The organism is Streptomyces sp. NPDC029138 (assembly GCF_055564375.1).
On record NZ_JBVHWM010000006.1, the window covers coordinates 242,399 to 259,791 of the forward strand.

Sequence of the window (17,393 nt, forward strand, 5' to 3'; positions counted from 1 at the left end):
TTGTGCTGGAGGCGTCGCCTAGTCCGGTCTATGGCGCCGCACTGCTAATGCGGTTTGGGCCTTAAAGCCCATCGAGGGTTCAAATCCCTCCGCCTCCGCCCCGATCCCGAAGCCCCGGCCCCCAAGGCCGGGGCTTCGGCGTTCCCCGGCACCCGCCGGCTTCCGGCCGTCCCTGGACGTTTCCGCAGGTCACAAGGGGTATGCGGATCGGATTTCACATGACGGCGGCAGTCATGTAATGTTCTTCCTGTCGCCGCGAGCGGGCCGAAAGGACCGGGAGCGGGGGCGAAACAAAAGAACAAGCACTCGTAGCTTAACGGATAGAGCATCTGACTACGGATCAGAAGGTTGCAGGTTCGAATCCTGCCGAGTGCGCAGCAGACCAGAGGCCCTGTGGAGTGATCCACAGGGCCTCTGGCTTTTGCCTTGACGGCAGTGTTTGACGGCAACCGCCTCAGAGGGCGAGAGCGGGCCGATCAGACGGCTACGAGGGCACCGGTCGCGCCGATTTCAGTGATCATTCGGGCGTCGGTGCCCTGTTCGTGGAGCAGGGACGCGCAGAGTGGCCGAGATCATGGAAGCGGACCGTGACGAGGAAGGACGCATTCTCCTTCAGCTGCCGGGAACCGCCGTCCGCGAAGTGAAGGAGGAAACGGGCCTGGACGTGGAGATCACCGAGCTCGACAGTTCAATGTCTGTTTCACCGCACGAGTGGTCGGCGGCTGATGCTGTACGCCCTCGTCACGCTGACGTCGGCCTCGGCGTTCGGGTGGATCGTGTCATTGAGCCGGGCCGAGTACCTCGTCGGCGCTGTGCGGCTCTGTGCGCGGCTGCTGGTTGAGCTTGTGGCGTTGGATGGAGGATTGTCGGTAGACCTCTTTGCGGGCCCGCATGATGTTGCCCAGAGGGGCGTGCTCGGCGGTGACCCGCCAGGGTGTGAAGGACAGTGAGTCCATCTTCGCCAGGTTCTCCGGGCCGGAGATGTCCTGCTGCGGGAGCCGCAGCTTGGCCACGGTGACGGACGGCGACAGCTTCTCGGGCCACTCCACGGTGGTGTCCTCCACCGGCATGCGTTGCAGGTCGGTGCAGAGCTGTACCTGGATGTCGAAGGTGTAGGGCCGCTCCTGCAACTCGGCCTGCAGGGCAGGTCGGAAAACCTCCGCTGCGGAGGCGGGGTCGATGACGCGCCGGGCCACCGCGGCGGCACAGTCCGGGTCCGGGGTGATGCGTACTTTGGCGATGTAGTCCCCGTGCCGGACCGCGCCCATCGTCCAGTAGCTCGACAGCAGCAGGTTGGCCGGAGGGGTCTTCGACAGGCGGAGGAAGGCCAAGAACTCGTCCCATGCCCAGTTGTCCTGGGCCAGCGTTCCCTTGCCGGTCACGAACTCGGTGAAGAAGCGGTGCGCGCCGGGTCGGCCCTGGGAGAAGTAGGCCGGCGCGTTCAGGAACAGTTCCTGGATGAACAGGTAGTGCTCGACCGTGTTGCAGAAGAAGATCGGTCCGTTGATGTTGGCGTAGTCGAAGGTGCCCGTGTCCGGTTCGTCTTCCAGCAGGGTCGGGCCGGGGATGCCGAACATCTTCAGCGCCAGTCCGGTGGCGGCGCCCAGTCGCGCGTCGGCTCCGGCGTGCGGTGAGCCGTTGGAGAAGCGGATGAGCGCGTCGTGGGTTCCTGGTGTCGCGTAGATGCCCTGGGCGTACTCGGGGGGCAGTCCGTCCAGGATCTCCACTTCCCCGCGGATCAGTCCGTAGCCTTTGGCGTGGGCGTCGCGCAGGGCCTGTCCGGTGCCGCCGGCCTCGACGGACTCGGCGATATAGCGCTCGGTCTTCTCGATCACCGTCTGCACGTGCTGGTCGAAGTCCGGGTCCTGTACCTCGACGTCAGGTGTGTAGGGGACGAACTGTGCTGCCATGACTTCGGCCTCTCCTCGGAGATCGAGATCGGGCCTCAGGGGCGGGGTTTCCCTTCAGCCCTCCAGTTCGGCGAGCCAGCGCAGGGCACGAAGACCCGGCACGAAGCAGTACTCGCCGCCGCGGGTGATCACGAAGCTGGGCAGGTTCCGCAGGCGGCGCCGGACCGGCTTGTCGGGAATGGTGACGCTGCCGGTTCCGTCGTGATGGCCGGCCACTGGGTCCTGCTCGCCGGGGTAGCCGATGAAGTTGCCGTCGTTGACCCATTCGGACTTGATGAACTCGAACTGTCGTTCCAGGTGGGCGCCGATGAAAACTCCCACCAGGCCCCGGTCCGCACCGTCGTCCTCCAGCACACCCTCGGGCAGCGGCGGGCCGTAGGTGGTGCCGCGGCGGATGATCCGGTGCATCCGTGCGTCGCCGACGATGGTGGCATCGCGGGGGTTGTTCCGGCGGATGTGCGCGCCGGCGGGGCATCGCAGGCCGCGATCGTCGTTCTCCCGGTACATGAAGTTGTTGACGCGCTGCGGGTCCGCCGCCAGCTCCGGGTCGTCGTGCTCCGGCGTCAGCGCCAGCGGCGCGCCACTCGGCCAGCGTCCGACCATCTTCGCCGCCAGGAGAGCTTCCTCCTCGGCGTTGGAGCTGTTGGCGCGCAGGTACCGGCGCCAGGCCGCGACGTTGGTGTGAATCTTGCGAACGGCCACGTAGGTTCCGTTGCGTCCCAGCACATCGGGGCTGGGCATGGGCGGCAGATTACCGGTTTCGTCCGGATAGCCGAGAATGAACTCGCCGGCTTTGATGGGGGGTTCCTGCGGATTGGAGCCGGGCAGTCCGACACCTTCGATGTTCGGATGGCTGATGCCGTCCCGGAAGCCGAAGGTGGTGCGTCCGGTCGGAAGCTGGTGGACGTCTTGTTCCCACATCACCCGGACACCGGGGGTTTCTCGGTAAGCGACCTGGGCCTGCTCCAGTTCATGGTTCAGTCGCTCGAGATCTGAGGCGAGGGCGCTCAACGCGATGTGAACGTCGCCCGTCCCGAACGGGGTCTCCCAGTGGTCCGGGGCGTTCTCACCCACATCGCCGATCAACTCCGCCCGAGCGGCCATGCCCTCACGAAACGCCCGCGGAAAGCTGTCCAGCGACTCCTGAGGCACTCCCAGGGCCCTCAGCCCCTGATAGGTGAACGCCACAGCCACCCAGGCATCCTGGCTCAGGTCGCTCGGCAGACCACCCGAGGTCAGCGGGAGCAGCCGCCGCAGCAGGGCACGTCCGGCATGGCGGTCATCCACGCGCAGGAAGACGAACTTCCCCTCGTACGGGACGGGCCTCGGGCGCAGTGCCCCGCTCTGGATGTCCTCGATCTCGATGCGCACACTGGCCTCGCTGCCGCTGTCTGTCGCGCTCATGCTCGTATGCGCCTCCGATCGGTCGCTGTCCGGGCAGCCCCGCAGGGGCGGGTTCGCGCCCGCCGACGCACACCGAAGCGGGCTCAGAGCTGCGAGGGCAGCTCTGCACGGGTCTAGGCCGAGGCTTCTTCCAGCAGCTTCTGGAAGGCCGGCGTGGCCACCAGCTCCGCGTTGGCCGGGTTCTCCAGCGCCGCCCGGAACTCAGCGGTGTCCAGTACCTCCTCGAACGCCTCCTCCACGCGATGGTCCTTGTAGATCTGCTGAACGGTCAGATCGGGATATGCGCTGACGAAGACCCCTGCGGGCGCCTGGTGGGCGACGAACCAGTCCTTCACCCCGGGATCTTTGATGCCGGGAAACCCCTCGCTGTGCGAGAAGACCCTGTCGAAGCGCTCCCCGACCACCGTCTTCGCGAAGTCGTCGATGTACGCGTCCCAGGAGCCGTCGAAGACACTGGCGAACATGAACCGGGTGTCGTTGTCGAAGATGACGTGCCGTGCGTCATGCAGGGTGCCGATCTGGCGCAGCGCCGCATGAACTCTCTCGCTGTCCGCCGCATCGGACAGCTTGGCGAGATCCTCACGCAACGCATCGGCCTCACCCGGCTTGATCTTGGTGAATACGGTGAACTCGCTGCACACCCCGTCCGACCTGCCCGGGCGTTCGGGGTGAGCCGACTGAGATGCTCGTGCCGTTGCGGTCATCGTGAGACTCCCCTGCCACAAATCGGTGAGAGGGGCGCCAAGCGCCCGGACACAGGGCGCGATCGCCCTCACCCCTCCATCCTCACCGCGGATGTGCAGCTCCGCATCTCGGCCGCGGAGGAACGCGACACGCGTGCGAAGCTGTTGAGGACAGATCGAGCTTTAGGCGCAGGAAGATGGGACTGGGCCGTGCGTGCTGAGCATTGACCCCAGCTGGAGGCAACCATGGGGCAGTTCTCGGTGGCGTGCTGGGTTTCGCGGCCGGAGCCTCTGACAGCAACGGCGGCACGCAGACGCACAGGATCGCCAACTTGAGCGACCAGAGCAGAGGGGCGCTTGCACTGCTCATGGCGCGGCGCCCGGTCCTGCGGATCAGAAGGTCGCAGGTTCGAGTCCTGCCGAGTGCGCAGTGAACGAAGCTCCGGATCGCTCCGGGGCGTTCGGCGTGTTCCGGGTCAGCACTCCTCTGCCGGGTCGTTCCGGTTCAGCTTCTCCAGGTATTCGTGGGCGAGGGCCGTGGCGCGGGTGAACCAGTCGGTGATGATCGCCAGTTCCTCCGGGGAGTAGTCGGAGAAGAGGGCCGTCAGGCGCTTGTAGTGGCCCGCGTACACCGCCTCGACGCGGGTGACGGCGTCCGGTACGGCGGCCACGCGGACCCGGCGGCGGTCCGTGGGGTCGGGGCGGCGGGTGACGTAACCGGCGCGTTCGAGGCGGTTGAGGATGCCGGTCACGGCGCCCGTCGTGACGTGGGCGCGGGCCGCGAGGTCGCCCGCCGTCAGCAGTTCGTCGCCGGCCTCCAGGACGAAGCCGAAACAGGTCAGGTCGGTGACGTTCAGTCCCAGCCGCCGGGCCAGCTCCTGCTGTCCGATGAGGTGGGCGGCGATGAGGTGGTCCATCGCCGACAGCGCCTGGGCCGGGGTGGCGGGCGGGCGCGGCGTGCCGTGCATCTTTCGGAATCCCTTAGTTCGTGAGATATTCGGGTTGTAATTTCTTAGCTTGTGAGGGAACTGGTTCGTCCCCTGGAGGCGGCTCCATGAGTCTGTACGACGAGGGTCACACGATCGCCGGCTGGACCGGCTTCGCCATCGCTACCGCGGGAAGCGCCGTGATGGGGCTGGGGGTCTGTACGGCCTCCCTCCCCGTGGTCGCCGCCGGGCTGGCCGTGGTGGCGGTGAGCGTGCTGGTCACCTGGGCCCTGCACCTGTCCGGCTGGGGCAAGCCGCCCGGGGTGCGGCCGCGCGGACAGTGGGGGATGCGGGCCCGGGACACGCAGGCGCGGGCGGGGCACGCGGGGTGCGTCGGGTGCCGGCTGGCGGGGCGGGGGCGGAAGCGGCCGGCCGAGCGGCCGTCCGCGGAGCCGGCCTCGGTGCCGGGGGCGATTCCTGTCGAATCGATCCCTCTGTCCCCTATCGAGTGAACGAGCTTTCTTCGAACGACAGTTGCCGATCGCCGACCCTAGCTTCCGGGGTGGAGGTGATGCTCGATGAACGAGCAGAACGACACCCCGCCGGACCAGCCGGCGGGAGCGAAGCGGGACGCGATCGACATCAATGACTTCGTGTTCGCGGCCACGGGGGCGCGGGTGCGGAGGCTACGACGCCGACGGGGGAACACTGGTTCCCGGCGGCGGACGTGGCGGCGCGGCTGGGCTACTCCAACACACGCGACGCTCTCAAGTCGCACGTCGACCCCAGTTTGCAAAAGAGCCTGGGTGAGATTGCACAAGGCGTCGGTACAGCCGACACCTTGCGCAAACTTGCAGGTCACAGGCTTCAGCGCTCGATGAAGATGGTGAACCTGAGGGGGCTCATCCAGCTTGTCAACGGCTGCACGAATCCCGAGTGCGGCCCCTTCAAAGCATGGGTTTGCGAGGTCATCGAGACCTCATGCCCCAGCAGGTCGCCGACGCGATCGTCCGGCTGGAGGAGCGGAACATCCGGGCGGACGAGGAGCTGGCGGTCGCGCAGATCGAGCGGATCGAGCAGATGCGCCGGACCAACGATCAGCTCGGCCGCGGCAATGACCACCTCGGCCGCGCCAACGACCACCTCGGTGCTCTCACCGACCGCGTCGGTGGTGTGCACGACGTGCTCCGGCGGATCGCCGACACACTGGACCTCATCGCGGACCGCATGCGGCCGCCCGGCCCCGCCCGCTCGGCGGTGACTCCGCAGCAGCTCCTCGCGGCCTGGCGGGCGAAGAACCTCGTCGTGACCGAGGACGTGCACGCCGTGGCCGCCTATCTGGCCCCGGCGCTGGTGCGTGGGCCGGTGCACTGCCGGCTGGAGGAGGTCGCGGACCGTACGGGGCTCACGCTCGACCGGGTCCATGACTGCGTGCGCATGCTGATCAAGCGGGGGTGCATGCGGCAGGCGGGAGTGGGGGCCGGGGGGATGCCGGTGTACGTGCTGCCGTAGCCGAGCACGCGAAGAAGGCCCGAAGCCGCAAAACAAGGTTGCGGCTTCGGGCCTTCGCCTACCGTACCCCCCACTCATCGGCCACAGCCGTTGTCAGAGCCGCCCTCTACCCTCACGAGTGATGGCACAGGTCTGGAAATGCACGGGACTGCGGTGGTCGGCAGGTGACCCGGTGCTGGAGTGGGACGGGGGACGGCGCAGTGCGCTGCCCCGGGGGAAGCGGGTCGCCTTCGCGGTGCCGGAGGGGGAAGGGCGTACGTGTGTGGGGGCGCGGGGGCATGCCTGTCCGGTGCGGGCCGCCGTGCCGGGGCGGAGCACGGGCGCCCGGTGCGAGGAGTGCGCGCGGCTGGACCGGGCGCACTCCGTGGCCGCCGACACGATCGCGGACGACCCACGGCCGTACCGGGTGTATCTGGCGTGGTTCGGGCCGGGGATGGTGAAGGTCGGCATCACCGCCGTCGAGCGGGGACCGGCGCGGCTGCTGGAGCAGGGCGCGGTCTGTTTCAGCTGGCTCGGTACCGGCCCGCTGATGGCCGCCCGGCGCACCGAGGAGCTGTTGCGGGCGGCGTTGCGGGTGCCGGACCGGATTCCGTACGCCGAGAAGCGGGCGGTGCGGTCGGCGCTGCCGGGGTCGGAGGCGGAGCGTGCCGCCGAGGTGCGGGAGTTGCACGCGCGGGCCGTCGCGCTCGCCGGGTGGCCGGAGTCGTTGCGGCCGGAGCCCTGCCAAGTGGTGGACCACGTAAGGGCTTTCTGGCTCGGTGGGGGGCCGGAGGCGTTCGGGGAGGTGGTCGAGCTCGTCCCCGGAGGGGGCGTGAGCGGTGAGCTGGTCGCGGTTGCCGGGCCCGATCTTCATCTGGCGGTAGGCGGTCGCTGTGTCGTCGTCCTGGACACGCGGCTGATGACCGGCTGGGAACTGGTGCCGCCGGAGTCGGCGGCGGCCGGATGCACCTTCCCTGTGCGGGAGTTCAGGAGGGAACAGGACGGGCTGTTCTGACCCAGGTGTTCCCTGAGAGGCGCCTGTGTGTTTCTCAGGGAAATCACAGATGGGTGAAAGCGTGTTCTCAGAGGGCCCCGACAGGGTGTCCAGCATGACCACGACCTCGCCCCAGGGGCGCACCGAACTGCTGAGGCCGGACGGGAGCCCCGTCCGCGTGCTGGTGGTGGACGACGAGTTGTCGATCACCGAACTGCTGAGCATGGCTCTTCGTTACGAGGGTTGGCAGATCAGGAGTGCGGGGGACGGGCAGGGGGCCATCCAGACGGCCCGTGAGTTCCGGCCCGACGCCGTCGTGCTCGACATGATGCTGCCGGACATGGACGGGCTGGCCGTCCTCGGCCGGCTGCGGCGTGAGCTGCCCGATGTGCCGGTCCTCTTCCTCACCGCCAAGGACGCGGTGGAGGACCGTATCGCCGGGCTCACCGCCGGCGGGGACGACTACGTCACCAAGCCGTTCAGTCTGGAAGAGGTCGTCGCGCGGCTGCGCGGGCTGATCCGGCGGTCGGGGGCCGCCGACCGGCGGTCCGACTCCGTGCTCGTCGTGGGCGATCTGACCCTGGACGAGGACAGTCACGAGGTGTCGCGGGGCGGGGAGTCCATCCATCTGACCGCCACCGAGTTCGAGCTGCTGCGCTTCCTCATGCGCAACCCCCGGCGGGTGCTGAGCAAGGCGCAGATCCTGGACCGCGTGTGGTCGTACGACTTCGGCGGGCAGGCCAATGTGGTCGAGCTGTACATCTCCTATCTGCGGCGGAAGATCGACGCCGGGCGGGAGCCGATGATCCACACCAGGCGTGGGGCCGGCTATCTGATAAAGCCCGCCGCGTCATGAGCGGGCGGCGACGGCCGGGTCCGCAGCGGCGGCAGAAGCGACGAGCCGGACAGCCGCGCACGCTGCGGACCCGGCTCGTCGTCGCGTCCGTGACGCTGATCGCCGTGGTGTGTGCCGTGATCGGTACGGTCACCACGTTGGCGCTGCGCTCGCATCTGTACGAGCAACTGGACCGGCAGCTCTGGGAGGCCTCGGCGCGCGCGGCCGGCGGGTTCGCACCGGCGCCGGGCGGGATGAAGAACGGCGCCACGCCGCCGGATCTGCAGGGCGGCCCGCAGGGCAAGCGGGACGCGCTCAAGCCGGTAGGGCTGGACGAATTCGTCAGGCGGGGCCCGCAGCCCAGCGGGACCATCGCGGCGAAGGTCGAGAAGGGCGTCATCACGGACGCCGTGCTGGGCCGCAAGTCCAAGGACGAGAACAACGTCCCGCAGATGACGGCCAAGCGGCTGACGGCGGCCCAGAAGGGCGTGCTCGGGACCGTCGCCAAGGACAAGAAGATCCACCGCGCGGAGATCCCCGGCCTCGGCGACTACCAGGTGCTGTACGTCGACGGGAACAACGGCACCTATTACGTCGCCCTGCCGACCGCTGAGGTCGACGGCACCATCAACACGCTGATCCTCATCGAGATCAGTGTCACCGCCGCCGGTCTCGCCGCCGCCGGCATCGCGGGCTACGTGCTCGTCGGCGTCGCCACCCGTCCCCTCCGCAAGGTGGCCGCCACCGCCACCCGGGTGTCCGAACTGACGCTGCACACCGGCGAGGTGAAGCTCAGCGAGCGGGTGCCGGAGTCGGAGTGCGATCCGCACACCGAGGTCGGGCAGGTCGGTGCCGCGCTCAACCGCATGCTCAACCACGTCCACGGCGCCCTGCACGCCCGGCAGCAGAGCGAGACGCGGGTACGGCAGTTCGTCGCCGACGCCAGCCATGAGCTGCGCACGCCGCTCGCCTCCATCCGGGGGTACGCCGAGCTGACCCGGCGCGGGCGGGAGCAGGTCGGGCCCGACACGCGGCACGCGCTCGGGCGGATCGAGTCCGAGGCGGGGCGGATGACCCTGCTGGTGGAGGATCTGCTGCTGCTCGCCCGCCTGGATGCCGGGCGGCCGTTGCAGTTCCAGCAGACCGATCTCGTCCCGCTCGTCGTGGACACCGTCAGCGACGCCCGCGCGGCCGGCATGGACCACGTCTGGCGGCTCGAACTGCCCGACGAGCCGGCGCTGGTGTCGGCGGACGCGGCCCGGTTGCAGCAGGTGCTGGTCAACCTGCTGGGCAACGCCCGTCATCACACACCGCCCGGTACGACGGTCACCGCACGCGTGCGGCGGCGCGGCACCTGGCTGTGCGTGGACGTCGAGGACAACGGCCCCGGCATCCCGCCCGACCTGCTCCCGCATGTCTTCGAACGGTTCGCGCGCGGTGACTCGGCACGCTCCCGCGCCACCGGCTCGACGGGCCTCGGCCTCGCGATCGTGCAGGCCGTCGCGACCGCGCACGGCGGTGCCGTAACCGTCGACAGCGTGCCCGGGCGTACGGTCTTCACGGTCCACCTGCCCGCGTCGGCCCCGCTGCCCATCCCCGAAACGAGCCGGCAACGGCACTCACAGGCACAGCACAGCGTCACCACATGGGCGGAACAGGGCGCTTGAGAAAAGTCGGTGCCATGCGAACCGACTCTTCTCCCGGCACTCTGCCGGCGCGGGAGCACCTCCCGGCCGGAGACGCCGGTACGCCTGTCCTGGACGTCGTGATTCCGGTCCACAACGAGGAGAAGGACCTCCAGCCGTGCGTCCGCAGACTGCACGAGCACCTCACGCGCACGTTCCCGTACGCGTTCCGCATCACGGTCGCGGACAACGCGTCCACGGACACCACCCCGCTGGTGGCGGCGCGGCTGGAGGCGGAGATCCCGGAGGTCACCAACGTCCGCCTGGAACAGAAGGGGCGGGGGCGGGCGCTGCGGACCGTGTGGTCGGCGTCGGACGCCCCGGTCCTCGCCTACATGGACGTCGACCTGTCCACCGACCTCAACGCCCTGCTGCCGTTGGTGGCGCCGCTGATCTCCGGCCACTCCGACCTGGCGATCGGCTCCCGGCTCGCCCGCACCTCCCGGGTCGTGCGCGGCCCCAAGCGGGAGTTCATCAGCCGGGCCTACAACCTGATCCTGCGGGGTTCGCTCCAGGCCCGCTTCTCGGACGCGCAGTGCGGGTTCAAGGCGATCCGGCGCGATGTGGCGGAGGTGCTGCTGCCGCTGGTGGAGGACACCGGGTGGTTCTTCGACACGGAGATGCTGGTCCTCGCCGAGCGGGCCGGGCTCAGAATCCACGAGGTTCCGGTCGACTGGGTGGACGACCCCCACTCCACCGTGCGCATCGTGCGGACCGCGACCGACGACCTGAAGGGCGTGTGGCGGGTCGGCAAGGCCCTGACCACCGGTTCGCTGCCGCTGGACCGGCTGACCCGGCCCTTCGGTGACGACCCGCGCGACCGGGAACTGACCGACGTGCCCAGGGGACTCGCCCGCCAGCTGGTCGGCTTCTGCGTGGTCGGTGTCCTGTCGACGCTCTTCTATCTGCTGCTGTACAGCGTCTTCCGGCAGTTCTGCGGCTCCCAGCTCGCCAACGCGCTCGCGCTGCTGGTCTCGGCCGTGGCCAACACGGCCGCCAACCGCCGGCTCACCTTCGGGGTGCGCGGCCGGGGCGGCGCGGTACGGCACCAGGCGCAGGGCCTGGTCGTGTTCGGCATCGGTCTGGCGCTGACCAGCGGTTCGCTCGCCGCCCTGAACGCGGCCACGGACAGCCCGGCGCACTCCACCGAGCTGGCGGTGCTCATCGCGGCCAACCTGGCGGCGACCGTGCTGCGGTTCCTGCTCTTCCGCGCCTGGGTCTTCCCGGAGCGCAGGCAGTCCACCCCGTCCCCGGTGGTCGCCGCGCACGCCCCGGCCGCCCCGGCCTACCGCACGACGGCTCCGTACGCACCGCTCCCGCAGCGACCGGTCGCGCCGCCGCGGCCGTACCGGACCACGCACGTCCGCGCCGGTGAAGCCGCGGACGGCAGCTGGACCGGCGTCACCGACGCGACCATGCGGTTGCAGCCGGTGCGCCCTCATGACACCGACCCGGGGGATGCCCGATGACCACGCACTACGACCCGCCGACGACAGAGAGCGGCGCTCCGACCGTCTGGGGGCCGCCACCGGCCGCGCCTCCGCAGGGCCCCGAGGCCGGTGAGCCGCGGCAGCCGTTCGTACGGAGACTGTGGCGCGGCCGGCCCGAGGACCCCCGCTGGGTCCGCCCGGCCCTCCTCGGCCTGCTGGCCGCAACCCTCCTGCTCTACCTCTACAACCTCAGCGCCTCCGGCTACGCCAACTCCTTCTACTCGGCGGCCGTCCAGGCGGGCAGCAGGTCCTGGAAGGCGTTCTTCTTCGGCTCGCTGGACGCCGGCAACGCGATCACCGTGGACAAGCCGCCGGCCTCGCTGTGGCCGATGGAGCTGTCGGTCAGGGTCTTCGGCCTGAACTCGTGGGCGATCCTGGCCCCCCAGGTGCTGATGGGCGTGGCGACCGTGGCCGTCGTGTACGCGGCCGTGCGCCGCCGGTTCAGCCCGGTGGCCGGTCTGATCGCGGGTGCGGTGCTGGCGCTCACGCCGGTCGCGGCGCTGATGTTCCGGTTCGACAACCCGGACGCGATGCTGGCCCTGCTGATGTCGGTGGCCTGCTACCTCGTCGTCCGGGGTCTGGAGGACGGCCGTACCAAGTGGCTGGTGTGGGCCGGGGTCGCGATCGGCTTCGCGTTCCTCGCCAAGACCCTCCAGGCGTTCCTGATCCTGCCGCCTCTGGCGATCGTGTACGCGGTGTGCGCGCCGGTGTCGACCGGGAAGCGGTTCGGGCAGCTGGCCGCGGCGACGCTCGCGCTGGTCGTCTCGGGCGGCTGGTGGGTCGCGATCGTCGAGCTGTGGCCGGCGTCCTCCCGCCCGTACATCGGCGGCTCGCAGAACAACAGCTTCCTGGAGCTGACCTTCGGCTACAACGGTCTCGGCCGCCTCAACGGCGAGGAGACCGGCAGCGTGGGCGGCGGTGGTGGGGGCGCGGGCGGCTCCGGCATGTGGGGCGAGACCGGCTGGGACCGGATGTTCAACTCCGAGATCGGCGGCCAGATCTCCTGGCTGCTGCCCGCCGCGCTGATCCTGCTCGTCGCCGGCCTGGTGGCCACAGGCAAGGCCCGCAGGACGTCCGTCACCCGTGCCGCGTTCCTGGTCTGGGGCGGCTCGCTGCTGATGACCATGGCGGTCTTCAGCTACATGGCGGGCATCTTCCACCAGTACTACACCGTGGCCCTGGCCCCCTACCTCGCGGCCGTTGTCGGCATGGGTGCCGGGCTGCTGTGGGAGAGGCGGCGGGAGCTGTGGGCGTCGGTCACGCTCGCCGCGTCCGTGGTCGCGGCGGCGGCCTGGGGGTACGTCCTGCTCAACCGCACGCCCGACTATCTGCCCTGGCTGAAGTGGCTGGTCCTGGTCGGCGGGCTGGCCGCGGCGCTCGGCCTGGTCTTCGCCGGCCGGATCTCCCGGCGTCCGGCCCTCGGCGCGGCGGCGCTGGCCCTCGTGGCCGCGCTGGCCGGACCCACGGCGTACACGCTGAGCACGCTCCAGGAGGGGCACACCGGTTCCATCGTCACGGCCGGCCCGGCGGGCGCGAGCGTGATGGGCGGCCGGGGCGGGGGTCCCGGTGACGGCATGCGGGACGGCTTCGGCGGCGGGATGCCCGGCGGACAGGGGCGGCAGAACCAGCAGGGCAATGGGTTCCCGGGCGGCGGCGGCTTCGGCGGGGGCACCCCGACACAGCCGGGCCGGCAAGGGCAACAGGGGCAGCAGAACGGCAACGGCTTCGGCTTCCCCGGCGGCGGCCGGACGGGCGAGGGCGGCATGGGCGGTGCCGGTGGGGTCGGCGGCCTGCTGAACGGCGCGAGCGTGTCGGCGCAGGCCAAGAAGCTGCTGGAGAAGGACGCCGCGAAGTACACCTGGGTCGCCGCCTCGATCGGCTCCCAGAACGCGGCCGGCTACCAGCTCGCCACCGGCGACCCGGTGATGGCGATCGGCGGCTTCAACGGCACCGACCCGTCCCCCACGCTTGCCCAGTTCAAGAAGTACGTCGAGGAAGGGAAGATCCACTACTTCATCGCCGGCGGTGGCATGGGCGGTGGCGGCAACAGCGGTACCGCCTCGCGGATCAGCTCGTGGATCGAGAGCACCTTCAAGAAGGTGACGGTGGGCTCGGCGACGTTCTACGACCTCACGCAGAAGGCGAGCGACTGACCAGGAAACGTGTTGTACACCGTATAGCGACAGCTATACGGTGTACGGCATGCCCACCCCCCAAGGACACCCCCAACGCTGGCTGATCCTCGGCGTCATCTGTCTCGCGCAGCTCACCGTGCTGCTCGACAACACGGTCCTGAACGTGGCCATCCCCTCGCTGACCCGGGAACTCCACGCGGAGACCTCCGACATCCAGTGGATGATCAACGCCTACTCCCTGGTCCAGTCCGGCCTGCTGCTGAGCGCGGGCAGCGCCGCGGACCGCTACGGCCGCAAGAAGATGCTGATCACCGGGCTCGCCCTGTTCGGCGTCGGTTCGCTCGTGGCCGGGCTCGCCGGCAGCACCGGTCAGCTGATCGCCGCGCGGGCCGGGATGGGCATCGGCGGCGCGCTGCTGGTGACCACCACGCTGGCCGTGGCCATGCAGATCTTCTCCCCCGCGGAGCAGCCGAAGGCGATCGGCATCTGGAGCGCGGTCAACGCGCTGGGCTTCGCCGGTGGCCCGCTGATCGGCGGCTTCGTGCTCGACCACTTCTGGTGGGGCGCGATCTTCCTGATCAACATCCCGGTCGCGGCACTCGGCCTGGCCGCGGTGGTGGCCCTCGTACCCGAGTCGAAGAACCCGCGCGGCGACCGTCCGGACGTGCTGGGCGCGGTGCTGTCCACCATCGGCATGGCCTCGCTGGTGTACGCGATCATCTCCGGGCCGGGGCACGGCTGGACGTCGGCGCGTGTGCTCGGCACGGCGGCCGTGGCGGTGCTGGTGCTGAGTGCCTTCGCCTGGTGGGAGAGCAGGGTCGACGAGCCGATGCTCGACCTCCACTTCTTCCGGGACCCGCGGTTCACCGGGGCGGTCGCCGGGGCCGTGCTCATCGTGTTCGGCATGGGCGGCGCGCTGTTCCTGCTGACGCAGCACCTTCAGCTCGTGCTCGGGTACGAGCCGCTGGAGGCCGGCCTGCGGACCGCTCCGCTGGCACTGACCGTGGTGGCGCTCAACTTCAGCGGGCTGTCGGCGAAGTGGTCGGCACGGCTGGGCACGCCGGTGTCGATCGCGCTGGGGATGGTCTGCATGGCCGGGGGCCTGGTGTCCATCGCGGAGGTGGACTCCGGGGGCTATGCGGGGACGCTGCTCGGGCTGCTGCTGATCGGTGCGGGGTGCGCTGTGGCGAATCCGGCGATGGCACACGCCATCATGAGCGCGATTCCCCCGGAGAAGGCGGGGGTGGGGGCCGGGATCAACGGGACGTTGGCGGAATTCGGCAACGGGCTCGGTGTGGCCGTACTGGGTGCGGTGCTCAGCTCTTCGGTCGCGTCGGGGGAGTCCTTGTCCGCCGGGCTGGGGGCCGGTCAGTTGGTGGGGGCCGTTGCCGTGCTGGTCGGGGGGTTCGTGGCAGCGGGGCTTTTGCGGCGGGCGGAGCGGGTGTCCGCCTAGCAGCCCTGAGGATGGGGTAGTCGGGCGACTGTGGGTGCGTTGTGGCTGGTCGCGCAGTTCCTCGCGCCCCTAGGTTGGGACAGTGAGCGCAAACGAGGAAGGGCCGCCGGTGGCGAAGGCAGCAGGTCGGTCGGCGCGGGACAGTGTCTGGCTGGAGGGCGGGGCCCGGCGCGGTGGGCGCGGTGGGCAGCCGTCCGGGCTGGACCGGGAGCGGATCACCGCGGCGTCCGTGCGGCTGCTGGACGCCGAGGGCCTCGCCAAGTTCTCCATGCGGCGGCTGGCGGCCGAGCTGAACGTCACCGCGATGTCCCTGTACTGGTACGTCGACACCAAGGACGATCTGCTCGAACTCGCCCTGGACGCGACCTACGCGGAGCTGCGGCTGCCCGATCCGGAGAACACGGACGAGGACTGGCGGGAGCAGCTGCGCGCGCTGGCCACCGCGTACCGGGCGCTGCTGGTGCGCCACCCCTGGCTGTCCCCGCTGGCCGGGCGTTACCTCAACATCGGCCCGAACTCGCTCGCGTTCTCCCGGGTGGTGCAACGGGTCGTCGGCCGGGCCGGGCTGCCCGCGCACGGGGTGACCGGGGCGATCTCGGCCGTCTTCCAGTTCGTGTACGGCTTCGGCACGATCGAGGGGCACTTCCTCACCCGGATCGCGGACACCGGGCTGACCCCCGACGAGTACTTCGAGCAGGCCATGTCCATGGTGGACGAGGTCCCCGGGACCGCTGACGTGATGAGGGAGTCCAAGGACCTCATGGCGGCGCGCGGCGGCGACACGGTGGCCGAGATGCTGGACCGCGACTTCACCTTCGCCCTGGACCTGCTGCTCGCCGGCATCGAGGCGATGGTCGCCCGCGGCTGACCCCCTCCACCACCAGCCGCGCGCCACTGTTCCGGGGCCCGGCCGGGGTGGCGACTATTCGGACACGAGCCGTGCCGGGAAGCCCCCGGTCGCCACCGGACCCCATCGCTCCGGTGTCACCCGGATGATGGACTTGCCCTGCTTGAGCATCGCCTTCCGGTACTCGTCCCAGTCGGGGTGTTCGCCGGCGATGTTGCGGTAGTACTCGACCAGCGGTTCCACCGAGTCGGGGGCGTCGATGACCTCGGCGGTGCCGTCGATCTGGACCCAGGGGCCGTCCCAGTCGTCGCTGAGGACGACCAGGGCGACCCGGGAGTCCCGCTTGGCGTTGCGGGTCTTGGCCCGCTCGGGGTAGGTCGAGACGACGATCCGGCCGGAGTCGTCCACGCCGCAGGTCAGCGGGGACGCCTGCGGGGAGCCGTCGGCCCGGCGCGTGATCAGCAGGGCGCGGTGCCGGGGCCGTACGAAGTCGAGCAGCTCGGCCGGCGATACGCGGGTGTTGGTAGCGATGTTCGGTGCCATGGAGGGCAGCCTAGGGGCAGCGGGTGCCCCTGTGGCTGACCCTGCTGTGCCTATGTCTAGGCCTGGGGCAGCGAGTCGCCCTGGACCGCCTGGATGTCCAGCTCCACCTTCAGCGTGGTGCCGATCGCCGCGATCCCGGCCTGGAGGACCTGGTTGTAGTTCATCGCGAAGTCCTCGCGGTGCAGTTCGGCGGTGGCCCGGAACGCGGCCCGGGTGCCGCCCCACGGGTCGGCGCCGGTGCCCAGGTAGGCCAGGTCCAGGTCGACGGGTCGCACGACCCCGTGCAGGGACAGCTCGCCGTGCACGGTCCAGCGGTCGGAGCCGGCCTGCGTCAGGCCCGTGGAGCGGTAGACGATCTCGGGGTGGCTGTCGACGTCGAGGAAGTCGGCGGAGCGCAGGTGCGTGTCGCGCATGCCGTTGCCCGTGTCGATGGACGCGGCCTTGATCACCGCCTCCACCCGGGACTTGGCGACGTCGTCGGGCGCGATCTCGATCGTGCCGCCGAACTCCGTGAACCGGCCGTGCACGCTGGAGATGCCCAGGTGCTGGGCGACCGCGGCGACGGAGGAGTGCGCCGGGTCGATGGTCCAGGGGCCGGGCGGCGGCAGTTCCGTGCCGCCCTGCCGGGCCAGCGTGACCGTGCCGACCTCGGCCCGGCCGCTCGCGGTGACGATCGCGCTGGACGCGGCGGGCGCGTAGCCGACGGCGGTCACGATCACGGTGTACGCCCCCGGCGCCAGCTCGGTGGTGTCCCGTACGGCCCCCTCGGCGTCCGCCTCGGCCCGCAGCACCTGCGTACCGGTCATGTCGGTCACCGTGACGACCGCGTGCGACACGGCCCACCCGTCCCGCGTACGGATCTTCGCGGTCAGTCCCATCCCGTTTCTCCCTGAAAAAAGCTCAAAAAATGGTCGTATGAGACCGGCCCGGGGGGGGGGGGGGGGGGGGGGGGGGGGGGGGGTGGGGGGGGGGGGGGGGGGGGGGGGGGGGGAGGGGA

General features: G+C 70.2%; 14 protein-coding genes, 2 tRNA genes and 2 pseudogenes. 12 read left to right on the forward strand and 6 right to left on the reverse strand.

Annotated elements, in window-relative coordinates; genetic code table 11:
* Nucleotides 1-7: 7 nt before the first annotated feature.
* The 3 genes and pseudogenes from ACZ4WH_RS09370 to ACZ4WH_RS09380 all read left to right on the forward strand — a co-directional run.
* A tRNA-Ser gene (locus ACZ4WH_RS09370) sits at nucleotides 8-98 on the forward strand.
* 204 nt (nucleotides 99-302) lie between these two features.
* Nucleotides 303-375: transfer RNA gene (locus ACZ4WH_RS09375), tRNA-Arg, on the forward strand.
* A gap of 214 nt (nucleotides 376-589) precedes the next feature.
* Nucleotides 590-723 (forward strand): annotated as a pseudogene (locus ACZ4WH_RS09380) (DNA mismatch repair protein MutT); the annotation flags it as partial.
* 56 nt (nucleotides 724-779) lie between these two features.
* Here ACZ4WH_RS09380 and ACZ4WH_RS09385 read toward each other — a convergent pair.
* From ACZ4WH_RS09385 to ACZ4WH_RS09400, 4 genes are all read right to left on the reverse strand, one after another.
* Entirely contained in the window at nucleotides 780-1,910 is a 1,131-nt protein-coding gene (locus tag ACZ4WH_RS09385) for a catalase family protein (protein ID WP_468178270.1), read from the reverse strand.
* Between the two features lie 54 nt (nucleotides 1,911-1,964).
* Complete coding sequence (locus ACZ4WH_RS09390) at nucleotides 1,965-3,314, reverse strand: Dyp-type peroxidase (protein WP_468178272.1); 1,350 nt, start codon at nucleotides 3,312-3,314, stop codon at nucleotides 1,965-1,967.
* 113 nt (nucleotides 3,315-3,427) lie between these two features.
* Complete coding sequence (locus ACZ4WH_RS09395; RefSeq protein WP_468178274.1) at nucleotides 3,428-3,955, reverse strand: hypothetical protein; 528 nt, start codon at nucleotides 3,953-3,955, stop codon at nucleotides 3,428-3,430.
* 518 nt (nucleotides 3,956-4,473) lie between these two features.
* Nucleotides 4,474-4,965 carry a MarR family winged helix-turn-helix transcriptional regulator gene (locus ACZ4WH_RS09400; protein WP_468178276.1) on the reverse strand — a complete coding sequence of 164 codons (492 nt, stop codon included), beginning with the start codon at nucleotides 4,963-4,965 and terminating at the stop codon, nucleotides 4,474-4,476.
* Nucleotides 4,966-5,051: 86 nt separating this feature from the next.
* Between ACZ4WH_RS09400 and ACZ4WH_RS09405 the strand changes: the two genes are divergently transcribed.
* The 9 genes and pseudogenes from ACZ4WH_RS09405 to ACZ4WH_RS09445 all read left to right on the forward strand — a co-directional run bounded on the left by ACZ4WH_RS09405 (nucleotide 5,052) and on the right by ACZ4WH_RS09445 (nucleotide 15,874).
* Nucleotides 5,052-5,435 (forward strand): HGxxPAAW family protein, encoded by a 384-nt coding sequence (locus ACZ4WH_RS09405; RefSeq protein WP_468178278.1) that lies wholly within the window; start codon nucleotides 5,052-5,054, stop codon nucleotides 5,433-5,435.
* A 66-nt stretch (nucleotides 5,436-5,501) separates the two neighbouring features.
* Nucleotides 5,502-6,435: pseudogene (locus tag ACZ4WH_RS09410) on the forward strand (BRO-N domain-containing protein).
* Between the two features lie 121 nt (nucleotides 6,436-6,556).
* Nucleotides 6,557-7,429: a DUF2797 domain-containing protein gene (locus ACZ4WH_RS09415; protein ID WP_468178280.1), complete on the forward strand. Its 873-nt coding sequence runs from the start codon at nucleotides 6,557-6,559 to the stop codon at nucleotides 7,427-7,429.
* 94 nt (nucleotides 7,430-7,523) lie between these two features.
* Entirely contained in the window at nucleotides 7,524-8,264 is a 741-nt protein-coding gene (locus ACZ4WH_RS09420; RefSeq protein ID WP_468178282.1) for a response regulator transcription factor, read from the forward strand.
* Nucleotides 8,261-9,910 (forward strand): ATP-binding protein, encoded by a 1,650-nt coding sequence (locus ACZ4WH_RS09425; protein ID WP_468178284.1) that lies wholly within the window; start codon nucleotides 8,261-8,263, stop codon nucleotides 9,908-9,910. Before ACZ4WH_RS09420 ends, ACZ4WH_RS09425 begins: the two co-directional genes overlap by 4 nt.
* Nucleotides 9,911-9,924: 14 nt before the next feature.
* A complete protein-coding gene (locus tag ACZ4WH_RS09430; protein ID WP_468178285.1) occupies nucleotides 9,925-11,397 on the forward strand; it encodes a bifunctional glycosyltransferase family 2/GtrA family protein in 1,473 nt (490 codons plus the stop codon).
* Nucleotides 11,394-13,571 (forward strand): ArnT family glycosyltransferase, encoded by a 2,178-nt coding sequence (locus ACZ4WH_RS09435; RefSeq protein WP_468178287.1) that lies wholly within the window; start codon nucleotides 11,394-11,396, stop codon nucleotides 13,569-13,571. Before ACZ4WH_RS09430 ends, ACZ4WH_RS09435 begins: the two co-directional genes overlap by 4 nt.
* Before the next feature lie 40 nt (nucleotides 13,572-13,611).
* Nucleotides 13,612-15,006 (forward strand): MFS transporter, encoded by a 1,395-nt coding sequence (locus ACZ4WH_RS09440; protein WP_468178289.1) that lies wholly within the window; start codon nucleotides 13,612-13,614, stop codon nucleotides 15,004-15,006.
* Between the two features lie 109 nt (nucleotides 15,007-15,115).
* The gene (locus ACZ4WH_RS09445) at nucleotides 15,116-15,874 is read left to right on the forward strand and encodes a TetR/AcrR family transcriptional regulator (protein WP_468178291.1); all 759 of its coding nucleotides are present in this window, start codon (nucleotides 15,116-15,118) and stop codon (nucleotides 15,872-15,874) included.
* A gap of 54 nt (nucleotides 15,875-15,928) precedes the next feature.
* On the opposite strand, the gene ACZ4WH_RS09450 is transcribed toward ACZ4WH_RS09445, so the two are convergent.
* Nucleotides 15,929-16,396: a PPOX class F420-dependent oxidoreductase gene (locus tag ACZ4WH_RS09450; RefSeq protein ID WP_468178293.1), complete on the reverse strand. Its 468-nt coding sequence runs from the start codon at nucleotides 16,394-16,396 to the stop codon at nucleotides 15,929-15,931.
* Nucleotides 16,397-16,452: 56 nt separating this feature from the next.
* On the reverse strand, nucleotides 16,453-17,274 hold the full coding sequence (locus ACZ4WH_RS09455) for a YceI family protein (RefSeq protein ID WP_468178295.1): 822 nt from the start codon (nucleotides 17,272-17,274) through the stop codon (nucleotides 16,453-16,455).
* Nucleotides 17,275-17,393 lie beyond the last annotated feature (119 nt).

Bases quoted from the DNA above. Each gene is read 5' to 3' on its own strand.
- ACZ4WH_RS09385 (WP_468178270.1), bottom strand. From the start codon at position 1,910: ATGGCAGCACAGTTCGTCCCCTACACACCTGACGTCGAGGTACAGGAC.
- ACZ4WH_RS09390 (WP_468178272.1), bottom strand. From the start codon at position 3,314: ATGAGCGCGACAGACAGCGGCAGCGAGGCCAGTGTGCGCATCGAGATC.
- ACZ4WH_RS09400 (WP_468178276.1), bottom strand. From the start codon at position 4,965: ATGCACGGCACGCCGCGCCCGCCCGCCACCCCGGCCCAGGCGCTGTCG.
- ACZ4WH_RS09405 (WP_468178278.1), top strand. From the start codon at position 5,052: ATGAGTCTGTACGACGAGGGTCACACGATCGCCGGCTGGACCGGCTTC.
- ACZ4WH_RS09415 (WP_468178280.1), top strand. From the start codon at position 6,557: ATGGCACAGGTCTGGAAATGCACGGGACTGCGGTGGTCGGCAGGTGAC.
- ACZ4WH_RS09420 (WP_468178282.1), top strand. From the start codon at position 7,524: ATGACCACGACCTCGCCCCAGGGGCGCACCGAACTGCTGAGGCCGGAC.
- ACZ4WH_RS09425 (WP_468178284.1), top strand. From the start codon at position 8,261: ATGAGCGGGCGGCGACGGCCGGGTCCGCAGCGGCGGCAGAAGCGACGA.
- ACZ4WH_RS09430 (WP_468178285.1), top strand. From the start codon at position 9,925: ATGCGAACCGACTCTTCTCCCGGCACTCTGCCGGCGCGGGAGCACCTC.
- ACZ4WH_RS09435 (WP_468178287.1), top strand. From the start codon at position 11,394: ATGACCACGCACTACGACCCGCCGACGACAGAGAGCGGCGCTCCGACC.
- ACZ4WH_RS09450 (WP_468178293.1), bottom strand. From the start codon at position 16,396: ATGGCACCGAACATCGCTACCAACACCCGCGTATCGCCGGCCGAGCTG.
- ACZ4WH_RS09455 (WP_468178295.1), bottom strand. From the start codon at position 17,274: ATGGGACTGACCGCGAAGATCCGTACGCGGGACGGGTGGGCCGTGTCG.